General features: G+C 38.6%; 11 protein-coding genes, 7 tRNA genes and 1 rRNA gene. 17 read left to right on the top strand and 2 right to left on the bottom strand.

The genetic code is table 11. The features are described 5' to 3' along the window. From KQI83_RS07385 to KQI83_RS07350, 8 genes are all read left to right on the top strand, one after another. A 23S ribosomal RNA gene (locus tag KQI83_RS07385) occupies positions 1–101 on the top strand; the annotation flags it as partial. Positions 102–163: 62 nt separating this feature from the next. Beyond that, positions 164–237: transfer RNA gene (locus KQI83_RS07380), tRNA-Asp, on the top strand. Positions 238–244: 7 nt separating this feature from the next. Next, positions 245–317 (top strand) — tRNA-Val (locus KQI83_RS07375). Positions 318–341: 24 nt separating this feature from the next. Next, positions 342–414 (top strand) — tRNA-Thr (locus tag KQI83_RS07370). A 26-nt stretch (positions 415–440) separates the two neighbouring features. Beyond that, positions 441–522: transfer RNA gene (locus KQI83_RS07365), tRNA-Tyr, on the top strand. A 12-nt stretch (positions 523–534) separates the two neighbouring features. After that, positions 535–608, top strand: a tRNA-Met gene (locus tag KQI83_RS07360). A 17-nt stretch (positions 609–625) separates the two neighbouring features. Further along, positions 626–698, top strand: a tRNA-Phe gene (locus tag KQI83_RS07355). Positions 699–719: 21 nt separating this feature from the next. Further along, a tRNA-Lys gene (locus tag KQI83_RS07350) sits at positions 720–792 on the top strand. A gap of 219 nt (positions 793–1011) precedes the next feature. Here the strand turns inward: KQI83_RS07350 and KQI83_RS07345 are convergent. Next, complete coding sequence (locus KQI83_RS07345) at positions 1012–2136, bottom strand: IS91 family transposase (protein ID WP_216556140.1); 1125 nt, start codon at positions 2134–2136, stop codon at positions 1012–1014. Positions 2137–2454: 318 nt separating this feature from the next. Between KQI83_RS07345 and KQI83_RS16960 the strand changes: the two genes are divergently transcribed. From KQI83_RS16960 to nrdG, 8 genes are all read left to right on the top strand, one after another. Continuing rightward, on the top strand, positions 2455–2586 hold the full coding sequence (locus KQI83_RS16960; RefSeq protein ID WP_256447808.1) for a hypothetical protein: 132 nt from the start codon (positions 2455–2457) through the stop codon (positions 2584–2586). A 45-nt stretch (positions 2587–2631) separates the two neighbouring features. Beyond that, on the top strand, positions 2632–3360 hold the full coding sequence (locus tag KQI83_RS07340) for a LytTR family DNA-binding domain-containing protein (protein ID WP_216556137.1): 729 nt from the start codon (positions 2632–2634) through the stop codon (positions 3358–3360). Positions 3361–3406: 46 nt separating this feature from the next. Further along, complete coding sequence (locus KQI83_RS07335; protein ID WP_216556134.1) at positions 3407–3814, top strand: hypothetical protein; 408 nt, start codon at positions 3407–3409, stop codon at positions 3812–3814. A gap of 116 nt (positions 3815–3930) precedes the next feature. After that, entirely contained in the window at positions 3931–6039 is a 2109-nt protein-coding gene (locus KQI83_RS07330) for a methyl-accepting chemotaxis protein (RefSeq protein ID WP_216556131.1), read from the top strand. A 418-nt stretch (positions 6040–6457) separates the two neighbouring features. Then, a complete protein-coding gene (locus tag KQI83_RS07325) occupies positions 6458–7723 on the top strand; it encodes an extracellular solute-binding protein (protein WP_216556128.1) in 1266 nt (421 codons plus the stop codon). A 27-nt stretch (positions 7724–7750) separates the two neighbouring features. Further along, entirely contained in the window at positions 7751–9484 is a 1734-nt protein-coding gene (locus tag KQI83_RS07320) for a methyl-accepting chemotaxis protein (protein ID WP_216556123.1), read from the top strand. A 332-nt stretch (positions 9485–9816) separates the two neighbouring features. Beyond that, entirely contained in the window at positions 9817–11979 is a 2163-nt protein-coding gene (nrdD, locus tag KQI83_RS07315) for an anaerobic ribonucleoside-triphosphate reductase (RefSeq protein ID WP_216556120.1), read from the top strand. Between the two features lie 11 nt (positions 11980–11990). Continuing rightward, positions 11991–12524, top strand: coding sequence for an anaerobic ribonucleoside-triphosphate reductase activating protein (gene nrdG / locus KQI83_RS07310; RefSeq protein WP_216556117.1), 534 nt, complete (start codon positions 11991–11993; stop codon positions 12522–12524). Here nrdG and KQI83_RS07305 read toward each other — a convergent pair. Next, complete coding sequence (locus KQI83_RS07305; protein ID WP_216556115.1) at positions 12493–13215, bottom strand: helix-turn-helix domain-containing protein; 723 nt, start codon at positions 13213–13215, stop codon at positions 12493–12495. The genes nrdG and KQI83_RS07305 overlap by 32 nt on opposite strands. 168 nt (positions 13216–13383) lie before the next feature. On the opposite strand from KQI83_RS07305, the gene KQI83_RS07300 reads away from it, so the two are divergent. Then, positions 13384–14868, top strand: coding sequence for a L,D-transpeptidase family protein (locus KQI83_RS07300; protein WP_216556113.1), 1485 nt, complete (start codon positions 13384–13386; stop codon positions 14866–14868). Positions 14869–14881: the final 13 nt, after the last annotated feature.

The raw sequence follows: 14881 nt of genomic DNA, 5'->3' as shown, positions 1-14881 counted from the left end.
GGAAGTAAGACCCCTTGAAGAGTACAAGGTAGATAGGGCAGAGGTGGAAGTGCAGTAATGCATGGAGCTGACTGTTACTAATCGGTCGAGGGCTTGACCTAGAGAACTTAGGGAAATCGGATAATTTCTGTGTGAACTTTTTAAGGTATATGCCTTAATAAAAGGCCTAGTGGCTCAGTTGGTTAGAGCGCCGCCCTGTCACGGCGGAGGTCGAGGGTTCGAGTCCCTTCTGGGTCGTTAATATGGGATCTTAGCTCAGCTGGGAGAGCATCTGCCTTACAAGCAGAGGGTCACAGGTTCGAGCCCTGTAGGTCCCATTCTTTATGTATTTAAAAGTATATGCCGATGTGGCTCAATTGGCAGAGCAGCTGATTTGTAATCAGCAGGTTATCGGTTCGAGTCCGATCATCGGCTTTTTGAAAATTTCATATTTTCATTATGGATGGATTCCCGAGTGGCCAAAGGGGACAGACTGTAAATCTGCTGCAAATTGCTTCGGTGGTTCGAATCCACCTCCATCCATTTAAATGATATCGCGGGGTGGAGCAGTCTGGAAGCTCGTCGGGCTCATAACCCGAAGGTCACAGGTTCAAATCCTGTCCCCGCAACTCTTTTTTAGTCAACTGCCCAGTTAGCTCAGTTGGTAGAGCAGAGGACTGAAAATCCTCGTGTCTCTGGTTCGATTCCGGAACTGGGCACTTAAAAAATAAATAGAATATGGGATATTAGCTCAGGTGGTAGAGCACTTGACTTTTAATCAAGTTGTCCGGGGTTCGAATCCCCGATGTCTCATTAGAAAGAACTTACTACGATTTCGTGGTAAGTTTTTTTTTTTGTAATAGGAAATTCCTCAAATCGTCAGAAATAGTGTATAATGGACTAGAAATAAAAAATGACATGACAAAAGAGCGAATGGTGGATTCGCCATGACGTTGTTTATGAAGTTTTTTGTTTTGGTTTAGGACAGCTGCACTATCTGACTATGGAGAAAGAATGATTATGAGCATGGATTTATCCAAATCCCATAACCTTTCGATATTGTTCAAATAGTGCAGTTTTTTTATGGTAAACTTCTAAAACCAACATAGAAGTGCCACATTTGGAACAGCAGAGAGGGTCGTATCCGAAAGAGAGAAGAATGGAGTGCCGCCAGTCCTGGATAGAATGCAGGAAACGTTGTTTTTCGGCAGAAATACATTTACGGAGATTCTTTTCCTGTTTATGATGTTTTGCATATATCCCATAGTAGCGGAGCATTTTGAAATGTTTTTCAGGGATGTGTACAATCAGTTTTTGGATGAAGTCCAAAACAGGGATGGTTTCAGTAACCGTTTTGTTGTCCTCGTGTCTGGTGTAATGAAAGGTTACATTTTCGCCGTCATAATTATCAATACGGGATGTGGCAATAACCGGTCTGCCGAGGTATCGGCTGATGTATTTAATGGTAATATCAGGCGTGCAGAGATTTGGCTTTGCACGAACATAAAAACCATTGGAGTGTTTCGTATACATTTCATTTTTAACTTTACGAAAAGCGGGACCAATACGAAAAGAGAGCTGTTCAAGCAGTACTTTACGAAAGGCATTACGAAGAAAGTTATAATCAAAATGTTTGACAGGACGCCAGGGAGTGATGTTGCCAGCGCCACCTTCAGATATGAGGGCATGGATATGAGGATTCCATTTTAAGTCACGCCCAAAGGTGTGAAGAACACAGATAAATCCGGGAGTAAAGTTTTCAGTTTTATTGATTTTGGAAAACATACGAAGGACAACGTCACGGACAGAATGAAATAAGCAATTTAAGAGAGACCTGTCTTTGAGAAAATAAACGCGAAGTTCCTCAGGGATAGTGAAAACACAATGGCGATGAACACAGGAAACGAGCTTACAGGACATATGAAAAGAACGAAGCTGGTTGTATTTGTTTCCACAGGAAGGGCAAAAACGGCTTTTGCAGCGAAAGGGAACAAATTTAAGATTTCCACAGTGAGGACAGCCATACATGGCACCACCGTGAGAAGAGTCACCACAATGAATCATCTTGTTGACATTTTCAATGACAGCAGGACGAGGATGGAGTTCGTAAATGATGTGTTCATAATAATCGGTAAAGATGGATTGTAATATATTCATAATAGAATTTTACAATAAAGAAAGACAAAGGAAAACCCCTTCCCCTCATGAATGAGGGGTCAGGGGAGTTGAGAGTGTCGAAGACACTTTCTTGTGTGCGCCTTGCGGCGCACGTTTCTAATGGGTGAAAGTCCCTAATCCGCCCTAGTAGTGGGAAGGATACAGCTAAGACCAAGGGTGTCCATCGTGAGGTGGAATCAGAAGGAAAGTGGAGGCAAATCTCTGGTCTGACGAACAGAAATCACATCAGGCTATAGTTAAGGATAAGGTTGCATAACAAACCAAAGTCCAATAACTACTCGGAATTAACTATAGTAAATGTGGCAGATATGTGGAGAGAAAGAAACGTGTGGTACCAAGGGAGGTCTTGTCAGCAAGTGGAAACAGAGTATGAAACTTGTGGTAACAACGAATGGCAAGAAGTCAGCAGAGGTCATAGTACCATTGTGATTGCAAACATGGTGGGAAGGACTGAACTTTAGGAGATGTTAGTAAATGAATGTAACCAAAGATGGATTTAAGGACAGACAACTTCATATTGAGGACTATCTGCAAATGGTATCTGCGGAACAGAAAGAGTATGCAGAAGTGTCCGACCATCAGAGGATTGCTGAAAACAACGACATCAGCACAGATTTTCAAACGGACAGACTGATGGAAAAGATTTTATCAAATGACAATCTTAATCAAGCATACAAGAAGGTAAAATCCAATAAAGGAGCAGGCGGAGTCGATGGGATGGGCGTGGATGAACTTCTATCGTTTCTCAGAGACAACGGAAAGCAAGAGGGACTTACGGAGGATTATGTGGAACTTCATTATCGATATATGAATGATGAAGTACGCCAAGTGGAGCAATTGCTATGTGGCCGTAAGGTGTTAACAGGGAAAAAGGAAAACGAGTCACGACTTATAATGCCGGGGGAGGTGTTTTATCTTGAGATTGTAGACCGAAAATTATATGCGTATCTTGAAAAAGAGGTATGGCAGTTGGAGGGCGGACTACAAGAGGTTACCGATGATTATGAAAGGTATGGTTTGGTACGAATTAGCAAGTCCATGGCAGTTAATATAGGCAAGGTGAAGAATATTACAAGTGATATTAATGCGAGAATTCGCTTGCGATTGCTTAATGACGAGGTAGTTATTATAAATCGTGCCTGTCGGAAGAATTTCTATCAAAGGTTAAAAGAATGGTGTAAACAGGAAAAGGAGAAGGTATGAATATAGAAGAAAAAAGAAAAACTATGGAATTCAGATAAAAAGTTATTTGAAAACGGTTTGTGTTGTGTATACCTGCCTGGTTCTTGGAAAAGTTATATTCAAAAATGTAACAAAGAGACCGGATGGACAGTATGGAGTAAACCTTTTAAGTATGTTTTTCGTTGCGTGTCTTGGGACAGCGGTACTGAAGTCTTATAAAAAATTACAGGGTTTTCCATTAATCGTGGTTATTATAGGACAATACATTTTAGATATAGGGGTTGTACTTGGCAGTGTAAGTATAGCTGATAAGTGGGGACTTACACAGATTACCACTGGGGGATATAGGGATTTATTTTTCACGGTTACAGTGCCTTATCTCATGGGAGCAATCTTTTACTATCTTTTCTTTTTTAGTGAGATAAGAAAAGCAAATAAAATACTTTTGGACATGCATATGATACAGAAAAAATAATGTGGAGTTTATAAAAGAGCAAATATTGTGCCCATCAGAAATAAATAGCGAGACTTTTCCTGCTCTGTGTGTTATACTAATAGTACATTAGGACTAGTAGGAAGGAGGGAAAGCGTATGCAGGATTATGATGAAAAGTATTTTGTTGCAAAAGCAAACAAAAGAGCCAGTAATACATGGTTGATATTAATGCTGATTGTGACCATTTATTATATTGCAAAAGTGAGAACCGGAGATTTGGCAGCAAAATGGTTTTTTATGATTTCTGTGATAGGCTGGGGAGAATATGTATTTGGGTTACTGATACTTAAATTTAAAGGGATGAGTAGCGAGAGGTATAAGTGGCTTGTCGGTATGGGATATCTGACGTTTTTTGCGGTTATCTCATGGACCACATCAGAAGAAACATTTATAGTATTTATTATGCCGATGATTTCCATATTGATTTTGTTTAAAGATCCAAATCTCATTAAAATTATGATGTGGGCGACTATGTTTGTACTTATTTCCAGCAATATATATAAGGGTCTGGGAAAAGGTATGATGGATTTTGTGACAAGCATTGACTGTGCGCTTGAGTTTGCAATTGTATTGTGTTGTTATGCATGTACCAATATGGCAATCAAACATCTGGTAGAATCGGATGGAGCATTAACAGGTTCTATTCAGAGCAATCTGCATAGAGTTGTTCAGACTGTTGAACAGGTAAAGGAAGCAAGCAACGAGATTGTAGATGGGGTGACAGTTGTCAGTGAACTTGCAGATGAAAATAGAACAGGTGCAGAAGAAATAGCAAATGATATGCATGAACTTGCAAATGATAACAATGTACTGAATGATAAAACAATGTCTTCCATGGAGATGACAGGCGTTATTGACACACAGGTAACGAATGTATCAGAACTTATGGATCAAGTATTGACTTTAATTGAGGCTTCCAGCGAACATGCCAATATTAGTTCCAAAGAACTTACGGAGGTAGTTGAGATTACTAATAAAATGGCAACGCTTTCCTCAGAAGTGGAAAAAGTTCTTGGTGAATTTAAAGAAGAATTTGAAAATGTTAAGAATGAGACAAGTACGATTGAAGGAATTACTTCCAGAACAAATCTGCTTGCTTTAAATGCATCGATTGAAGCAGCGAGAGCAGGAGAGGCAGGAAAAGGATTTGCGGTTGTTGCAGATGAGATTCGCGAGTTGAGTAGCGGAACGCAGAATTCTTCAGGCAGAATTATGGGGGCATTGGCGCATCTGGAAGAAACTTCTGAAAAGATGTTAGAAGCGATTACCGAAACTATTCAGTTGATTCAGGTCAACATCAATAAGGTTGGAAATGTAAATAGAAGTGTTGGGGATATTACCAATGATACTTCAAGTTTGGAAGTAAATATCAAGGTAGTAGACAGTGCCGTTAAGGAAGTAGAAAATTCCAATAAGACATTGGTTGATAATATGCAGCAGGTATGTGATGTCATGGAAATTATGACCGGAAGAATTGATAAGGCAGAATATACCACGAAAGAAATGCTTAGTAAGTATGAGGAGAGTAATAAGAGTGCGATTGCTATCGAAAGAGTTGTGGGAAGTCTTATGGAAGAGCTTGGAGTTGGCGGATTCATGGGTGTTGATGACGTAAAACCGGGCATGAAAATAGCAGTAGCATTAAAATCAGAAAATGGCAAGAAAGAGTATGTAGGTGAGGTTGATCATTACACAGGAAAAGAACTTTTTGTTAGTCTGGAAGACAAGGGACAAGATATATTGGGTGCAAAACAAAGTTTGTGCCAGCTTCGTATTGTGGTAGAAAATGTATTGTATTGCTGGGATGATATTAAAATCAGCTATGCCCATAATGGAGAAAAGGGTAAGTATAAACTGCTTGTAGAGACAAATCCAAAGGTATTTAATCGAAGAAAATATCCGAGAATGCCTCTTAAAAACAGTTGTGTAGTGAAAATTACCGGCGAGGACAAAGCATATAATGCGAAGATGGAAAATATCAGTGCCAACGGATTTGCGTTTGTATGTAAAGAAGATATATTTGCAAACAATAAAGGAAAAGATGTGGTAGTTGAAGTGAAAGACTTTGCTATCCTGAACGGAAAGCCATTAGAAGGTCGCATTATCCGGTCCTCAAATAATGATGGAGAATACATAGTTGGATGTCGTATGCCGGAAGATAGTGAGGAAATTAAAAAGTATGTAAGCAAAAATTATAGCGAGTAGAAGATATTGTTTTTGCAAGTTTCTGAAAAGTAGGAATTATCCATATTATTTCAGTGCTCTCTTTAGGAAAGATAGTGAAGTATAAAAACACTGTTTATCGTAAAGGGGGCGCTTTTTAATGTAAAATGTAATAGGAAATACCGTGTTGTATTAAAGTGTGAAAGTTACGATTTTCCTGTTTCATTTTTTAGAAAATAGTAGCAAATTTGGGGTGCGTGTGTTAGAATAGTAAAAAAGTACTACATACGAGAATGAGAACGATTTCACACAAATACATGTGTGAAGAAAAAACGGTATTATAAGCACAAAATATTGGTAAAAAAATACCAATATATACATAAAGATATGTAAAAATGTAAAAATGTGCTATAATTAATATATGTATATCAATATTACAATAAAGAAAGGAAGTAGTGACATGAAGAAAAAGATGGCAGCAATTACAGCGGTTGTCTTAGCGGTTAGCATGGCACTTAGTGGATGTGCGGGAAGCCAGAAGAAAAAGAGCAGTACCCCTAAGACAGAGAAAGCGCAAAAAGAAAGCGGTACGGTGGAGTTAACTCTTTGGGGAGCAGAAGAAGATCAGGCATTATTAGCAGAGATAGTAGATAGCTTTAAGAAAGAATATGCTGATCAGGCAGATTTTGATATTACAATTGAGGCAGAAAGTGAAGCATCTTGTAAGGATGATTTACTGGGAGATGTTCTGAATGGCGCAGATGTATTTGCTTTTGCAGATGACCAGTTATTAAGTTTGGCAGCAGCCGGTGCATTGGTACCGGTGGATAATGCGGATGAAGTGAAGTCAGCAAATTTGGAAGAAGCGGTAGCGGCAGCCTCTGTAAATGATACGTTGTATGCATATCCCATGACAGCGGACAATGGATACTTTATGTATTATGATAAAAGTGTTTTTTCAGATGCAGATGTAGCAAGTCTTGACCAGATGTTGAATGTTGCGGCAGCGGCTAATAAAAAAGTAGTAATGGACTGGACTTCAGGATGGTATTTATATTCCTTCTTTGGAAATACCGGATTGAATCTTAGCTTAAATGATGATGGTATTAGTATGAACTGTGACTGGAATAGCACAGAGGGAAACATCAAAGGTGTTGATATTGCACAGGCAATGTTGGCGATTGCGGCAAATCCTGGATTTGCCAATATGGTAGATGCAGATTTTGTAGAAGGCGCAAAGAATGGAACTGTTGCAGCAGGCATAAGTGGTGCATGGGATGTATCCACTTTAAAGGAAGCATGGGGAGATAACTTTGGTGCAGTAAAATTACCAACCTATACTTGTGCAGGTCAGCAGGTGCAGATGGCATCTTTTAAAGGATATAAGATGGTAGGTGTTAATGCATATTCTAAGCATACTGATTGGGCATTGAAATTAGCAGATTGGATTACCAATGAGCAAAATCAGAAGCTTCGTTTTGAAGAAAGGGAACAGGGACCATGTAATAATAATGAAGCGGCTTCTGATGAAGTAAAGAACTCTCCGGCAATTCAGGCACTTACAGCGCAGTCAGAATATGCAGTACTTCAGCGAGTTGGAAACAACTATTGGAATTCAATCTCGGAGCTGGGAAGTACATTAGCAGCAGGCAATCCGGACGGCACGGATTTACAAAAATTAATGGATAACACAGTCAAAGCAATTACCGCATCGGTTGGACAGTAGTAATTGCAAATTGCAGGAGGAATACATATGAAAAACAAGAAGCATGCCAGTATAAAAATGTATATTATGATTCCTGTTCTTATATTAGGAATAGTATCGATTATTTCCAATGCTATGGCAATTATGAATATCCGTAATGTAAATGCCAATGCATCTAATATAGCAGATAATTATATGACAGGAATTTCTGATTTAGGAGTAATTCAGCAACAGACACAAGAGTTACATAATAAGGCATTATCTCATATTATTGCAACAAATGCAGATACCATGATCAGTATTATGGATGGAATTAAGACAGAAGAAACAGAGCTGGAAGAAAATTTAGCGAAATACAAGGAAGAAATGTCGGAAGCAGAAAAGCAAACCTATGAAGAGCTGATGACGAATTATCAGGGACTAAAAGATGCAATGGCAAATGTAGCGGCGTATAGTGCAAACGGAGACAGTGAAGCAGCATATGCATGTGCAAATGGAGATTTAGCAGCCTATGGAGATGCTATGCAGAAAAATATTGATACATTGATAGAGGCAGCGAATAAAGGAGCAGCAAGTGCCCGTAGCCAGTTGGCAAGTGTATATAATTCTGCATTAGTTAGCAATGGTATTACTATTATCATTAGTGTAGTAGCGATTTTGGCAGCAATCTTTAGCGTAAACAAACTTATTATTAAGCCAATTAGTATTGCGCAGAGAGAAATTTCTCAGATTATCAGTGACATTGATCGAAGAGAAGGAGACTTGACAAAACGTGTTACCGTTTATTCCGATGATGAGATTGCAGCATTAGGAAAAGGTATCAATGTATTTATGGAAAAACTGCAACACATTTTCCAAATGATTACAAACAACTCTCAGAAGATGGATGTAGTAGTAAATGAAGTTATGGATAGTGTAAGAACTTCCAACAATAGTGTATCCGATTTGTCTGCATTAACAGAAGAATTGGCAGCAACCATGGAAGAAGTATCTGCCAATGCAGCAGTTATCAACACCAATGCCGGTGAAGTACGAGATGAAGTAAATGAAATTGCAGATAAGACAAGTAAGATTAACGATTACTCCATTCAAATGAAAGAACATGCAGAAAGCATGGAAAACACAGCACGGACCAATATGGAATCTACCAGCGTTAAGGTAAATGAAATTTTAAGCGTATTAAATCAGGCAATTGAAGAGAGCAATAGCGTTAACCAGGTAAACAGCTTAACAGATGACATTTTAAATATTGCAAGCCAGACAAACTTACTTGCGTTGAATGCATCAATTGAAGCGGCAAGAGCAGGAGAAGCAGGAAAAGGTTTTGCAGTTGTTGCTGACGAGATTAGCCAGCTTGCTGATGCAAGTAGAGAAGCTGCAAATAATATTCAACAGATTAACGGCATTGTAACTTCCGCAGTACATAACTTGGCAAACCATGCAAATGACTTAGTATCTTATATGAACGAATCTATTTTGCCGGAGTTTGAGTCCTTCGTAACTGCCGGAAGTGAATACAAAGATAATGCAACTTATATTGAGGCTGTAATGGCAGAATTTAATACAAAGACAGATGCATTGAAGTCTGCGGTTTCTGAAATTGCAAAATCTATAGACAGTATCACGACTGCAATCGATGAAGGTGTAACCGGAGTAACGGGTGCAGCAGAAAATACACAGGTTCTTGTGGGCGATATGGATAGTATTACCGGTCATATGGATGAAAACCAGCAGATTGCAGGTGCTTTAAAACAAGAGACAGAGGTATTTGTAAAGCTGTAGGGTGATACATAGAAAAACAGTGTAAAAGAAAAAGGATATTTTTAATACAGTGGTGGTAGTGTTAGCCGCCACTGTATTTATTTTTGTGTGCGATGTAATAAATGTTGTAAAACTATTTTGAAACAAAAAATAAAATCATGAATAAAGAAATGGTGTAACAGGGATAGAACTACCACAAGGAGATGGCAAGTAGAAAATCTCTCTGAAAATGCTGCTGAAAATTGGGCAATATTAATATTGCTTTTTTATATCTATAATAATATAATAGAAAAGCAACATATGGTATGGGAAATGGTTCCCGATACTATATTTAGTAGGTCGGAGGGAATGAAATGAGAATTATTAAAAGAAGCGGAAAAGAAGTAGGTTTCGATGTTACGAAGATTATTGAGGCTATCCGCAAGGCGAATAAAGAAGTGTCAGAGAATGAACAACTGACAGAGAAACAGATATTGAATATAACAGAGCGTATTACAGATTTCTGCGAAGCAATGGATCGTACTTACAATGTAGAAGAGATACAAGATTTAGTGGAGAATGAACTGATGGAAATGAAGGCATTTGAAGTTGCCAGAAAGTACATTACATACAGATACAAACGTGCATTGGTGCGTAAGTCTAATTCTACAGACCAGCAGATTTTAAGTTTGATTGAATGTAATAATGAAGAGATAAAACAGGAAAATTCCAATAAAAATCCAATTGTAAATAGCGTTCAGCGTGATTATATGGCAGGAGAAGTCAGCAAGGATATTACCAGAAGATTTCTTTTACCGGATAATATTGTACGAGCACATGAAGAGGGAATTATACATTTCCATGATGCAGATTACTTTGCGCAGCATATGCACAATTGCTGCCTGGTAAACTTAGAGGACATGCTTCAGAATGGTACGGTAATCAGTGAAACCATGATTGAAAAGCCAAAGAGTTTTTCCACAGCATGTAATGTAGCAACACAGGCAATTGCTCAGATTGCCAGCTCACAGTACGGCGGACAGAGTATTACACTTTCCCATTTGGCACCATTTGTAGATGTGAGCCGTCAGAAGTTAAGAAGAATTGTAAGAGAAGAATTTACAGCCGCAGGTCTTGAATTAAATGAAGAAAAGATAGACGAGATAGCAGAAATGCGTGTAAAAGAAGAAATCAAGCGCGGTGTACAGATGATACAGTATCAGGTCATTACATTGATGACTACCAATGGACAGGCTCCGTTTGTGACGGTATTTATGTATTTGGATGAAGTACCGGAAGGTCGTACCAGAGATGACCTTGCCATGGTGATTGAAGAGATGCTCATTCAGCGTATGCAGGGAGTGAAGAATGAAAAAGGTATCTATATTACTCCGGCATTTCCAAAGTTAATTTATGTTTTGGAAGAAGATAATATCAAAGAAGGAAGTAAATACTGGCATTTAACCCAGTTAGCAGCTAAGTGTACAGCAAAGCGTATGGTGCCGGATTATATTTCCGAGAAAATCATGAAAGAAAATAAAGAAGGAAACTGCTATCCTTGTATGGGATGCCGTTCTTTCCTTACTGTATATAAAGACGAGAACGATAAATATAAGTTCTATGGAAGATTTAATCAGGGTGTTGTAACTTTGAATCTGGTAGACATTGCCTGTTCATCCGGTGGAGATATGGAGAAGTTTTGGCAGATATTCAATGAAAGATTGGTACTTTGCAGAGAAGCACTGATGTATCGACACAATCGTTTAAAAGGCACACCGTCTGATGTAGCACCTATTTTATGGCAGTACGGTGCATTGGCAAGATTGAAAAAGGGCGAAACCATTGACAAGTTATTATATGGTGGATATTCTACAATATCACTGGGATATGCGGGATTATGTGAATGCACCAAATATATGACCGGAAAGTCCCATACAGATCCGGAGGCAACTCCATTTGCATTAAAGGTAATGCAGGGAATGAACGATGCCTGCCAGAAGTGGAGAGAAGAGACCAATATAGATTTTAGTTTATATGGAACACCATTGGAATCCACTACTTATAAATTTGCCAAATGTTTACAGAGAAGATTTGGAATTATCAAGGGCGTAACGGATAAAAATTATATTACAAATAGTTATCATGTACATGTAACAGAAGAAATTGATGCATTTAGCAAGCTTTCCTTTGAGTCACAGTTCCAAAAATTATCTCCGGGTGGAGCAGTAAGTTATGTGGAAGTTCCGAACATGCAGAATAATATTGAAGCAGTACTTTCTGTAATGCAGCATATTTACAACAATATTATGTATGCAGAGTTGAATACAAAGAGTGACTATTGTCAGGTATGTGGCTATGAAGGAGAAATCAAAATTGTTTCCGATGACGATTCAAAATTAGTATGGGAATGTCCGAACTGTGGAAATCGTGATCAGGACAAAATGAACGTAGCACGAAGAACCTGCGGATATATAGGAACACAGTTCTGGAATCAGGGAAGAACACAGGAGATTCAAGAACGCGTATTGCATCTATAAAAGAGGAAAATATGAATTACGCAGAAATAAAGAAAACAGACATTGCAAACGGAACAGGGGTACGCGTATCCCTGTTCGTTTCTGGTTGTACCCATCATTGCAAAGGGTGCTTTAATGCAGAAACATGGGATTTTAATTATGGAAAAAAATTCACAGAGGAGACAGAAGAAGAGCTGTTACAGGCATTAAAACCGGATTTTATTGCCGGTTTAACACTGCTTGGTGGAGAACCATTTGAGCCGGACAATCAAAGACGGCTGTTACCTTTTTTAAAAAAGGTGCGAGAAACCTATCCGCAGAAAAATATTTGGTGCTATACCGGATATTTGTTAGATGAGGAATTACTGACGGAAAGCCGAGCACGATGCGAAGTGACAGATGAAATGTTATCCCTTCTGGATGTATTGATAGACGGAGAATTTGTTTGGGAGAAAAAAGACATTACCCTCCAATTTCGAGGATCTTCCAATCAGAGGGTAATTGATGTGCCAAAAACGTTACAGGAAGGGAAAATCATTGCTTTAACATTTTCCGGTACTGCATAGGTGACATACCTACCTGTTTTTTGAATTGTTTTGAAAAATAACTGATATCTTCCACGCCTACCTGGAAAGCAATATCCTGAATACTCATAGCTGTAGTGTTCAGTAAAGCTATGGCAGAGCGAATTCGTTGTTGGCGAATATAGTCGGTTAAGGTCTCTCCTACTTCACGTTTAAATTGAGCAGAAAGATAAGAGGCGTTTACATTCTGATTTTGTGCAACATCTTTTAAAGTTATAGGACTACTGATATTCATATTTATGTAAGTAAGTGTGTTGCGGATAAGTTGCGAATAGGTAGCCAGTGAATAATCCTTAACAATAGAACAATATTTTTCTATCATTTCAATAGGAAGCTTATCGCATTCCTCCTTGGAAGTGAGGCTTTCTATTTTTCTGCCAAAACCGGCGGAAAAACGGTCAATGTAAATTGGATGAACCTGACTGCGCTCAACGGTTTTTCGGCAAAGGGTGTTAAGAATAATTAACATGTTTTTGCTGTTTCGCAGTAAATCATCCGTTCTGGGGAGAATTTTTTGCGAAGAAGCTGATAAAAAATCAGAAAACTCCTGATAAGATTTCACGGCTAGTTCGCTGTTTCCGCATGCAATAGCATCTAAAAATTTATTTTCCAATTCATACCGTTTTGCAAGTTCGCTCATGGCAGAAGAAGTATATTCAGAGTTTTGTCCCATAGTAAGGCCTCCTGTGATGTTATTTTGCTTGAATATATTACTATTATAGTCAAAAATTTTACAAATTACAAGAGAGAACTGGACAGAACAGGCTTGAATAAATGATAGAAGCGTAGTAAAATGACAATACAGTTATGTAAACTGGCGTGATAAATAAAGGAGAAAAAAATGCTGGAAAGAAGACGTAAGAGAAAAAAGCAAATAATTATAATGGGAAGTATTAGCGGAGTAGTACTTCTTTTATTAATGGTATATTTAGGAATGGCGTTTTATTTTAAAAATCATTTTATTTTCCGAACAGAGATTAATGGATGGAAAGTAGGCGGAATGACAGTAAGTCAGGCAGAAGAAAAAATAGGCGACCATGTAGAAGAATATCTGTTAACGGTATTTGACCGGGATGGCGGAAAACATCATGTTTATGGAAAGGATATTGGATGTCAGTATGTACCGGATGGAACAGTGAAAAAGATATTGGAAAAACAAAATGCATTTGGATGGATTACTTCTATTTTTAAGCAAAAAGACGAAAAAGCAACACTTACCATGGAATATAAAGAAGAGTTGCTTGCAGACACGGTACAGTCCATGAATTGCTTTAAGGAAGAGAATATCACAGAGCCACAAGATGCTAAGATTGCCAAGGGAGAAGACGGATATTATATTGAGCCGGAAGTCATGGGAAATCATATGATTTATGAGAAGGTTCTGGAAAAAGTAAAGACAGCGGTAGCAGAGGGAAAGGAATCTGTCACATTAACAGATGAGGATTATGAGAATCCCCAATATACCACAAATAGTTCCGAGCTGACAGATGCCATGGCAAAAATCCAGAAATATCAGAACGCAGTTGTTACCTATCAGGTACAAGGCAGTGAAGAAAAGATAGATGCGGAGCAGATGGAAAAGTTTATTCAAGTTAGCGATGACTTGGAAGTCAGCCTGGATGAAAAAGAAATAGAGAAGTATGTACAAAGCCTGGCAAGCAAATATAATACATATGCAGATGTGCGAGCATTCCAGACATCTTCCGGAGATACGGTAAATATCGGTGGTGGAGACTATGGATGGATTGTAAATAAGGCAAAAGAGGCAGAACAGTTGAAGGCAGACCTAGAAGCAGGAGAGCCGGTGAGCCGCGAGCCGATATATTCACAACGGGCATTTGTAGAAGGTGCCAATGATATTGGAAGTACTTATATAGAAATTGATTACACCAAGCAACATCTGTGGTTTTATAAGGATGGAGCTCTTGTAGTGGAAAGTGATATTGTATCAGGAAATATCAGTCGAAACAATGGTTCTCCGGATGGAGTATTTAAGATTGTATACAAGCAAAGTCCGGCTGTTTTAAAAGGAGAAGACTACGAATCCAATGTAAACTATTTCCTGCCATTTGCCTATAATGTAGGAATTCACGACGCATCATGGAGAAATGGAAAGTTTGGTGGAGACATTTATAAGACCAGTGGTTCTCACGGATGTATCAATGCACCGTTAGAAGTAGCGCAGACAATTTATGCCAATGCAGAAGTTGGAACGCCGGTAATTGCGTATTATCGGGAACCGGTAGAATTGACAGCGGAGAATTGTAGAATATCCAACGCATATTCTTATAAAGATCCGGAAAAAGAGGAAGAGACTACACCATAAAAGGGAAACACCA

This window comes from Roseburia sp. MSJ-14, assembly GCF_018918225.1.
Taxonomy (GTDB): Bacteria; Bacillota; Clostridia; order Lachnospirales; family Lachnospiraceae; genus Petralouisia.
This window is presented reverse-complemented; position numbering and strand designations above follow the sequence as displayed.

Excerpts from the sequence above, each read along its gene's own strand:
- KQI83_RS07340 (WP_216556137.1), top strand. The coding sequence starts at position 2,632 with ATGAATGTAACCAAAGATGGATTTAAGGACAGACAACTTCATATTGAG.
- nrdD (WP_216556120.1), top strand. The coding sequence starts at position 9,817 with ATGAGAATTATTAAAAGAAGCGGAAAAGAAGTAGGTTTCGATGTTACG.
- KQI83_RS07305 (WP_216556115.1), bottom strand. The coding sequence starts at position 13,215 with ATGGGACAAAACTCTGAATATACTTCTTCTGCCATGAGCGAACTTGCA.
- nrdG (WP_216556117.1), top strand. The coding sequence starts at position 11,991 with ATGAATTACGCAGAAATAAAGAAAACAGACATTGCAAACGGAACAGGG.
- KQI83_RS07325 (WP_216556128.1), top strand. The coding sequence starts at position 6,458 with ATGAAGAAAAAGATGGCAGCAATTACAGCGGTTGTCTTAGCGGTTAGC.
- KQI83_RS07330 (WP_216556131.1), top strand. The coding sequence starts at position 3,931 with ATGCAGGATTATGATGAAAAGTATTTTGTTGCAAAAGCAAACAAAAGA.
- KQI83_RS07320 (WP_216556123.1), top strand. The coding sequence starts at position 7,751 with ATGAAAAACAAGAAGCATGCCAGTATAAAAATGTATATTATGATTCCT.
- KQI83_RS07345 (WP_216556140.1), bottom strand. The coding sequence starts at position 2,136 with ATGAATATATTACAATCCATCTTTACCGATTATTATGAACACATCATT.
- KQI83_RS07300 (WP_216556113.1), top strand. The coding sequence starts at position 13,384 with ATGCTGGAAAGAAGACGTAAGAGAAAAAAGCAAATAATTATAATGGGA.
- KQI83_RS16960 (WP_256447808.1), top strand. The coding sequence starts at position 2,455 with ATGTGGCAGATATGTGGAGAGAAAGAAACGTGTGGTACCAAGGGAGGT.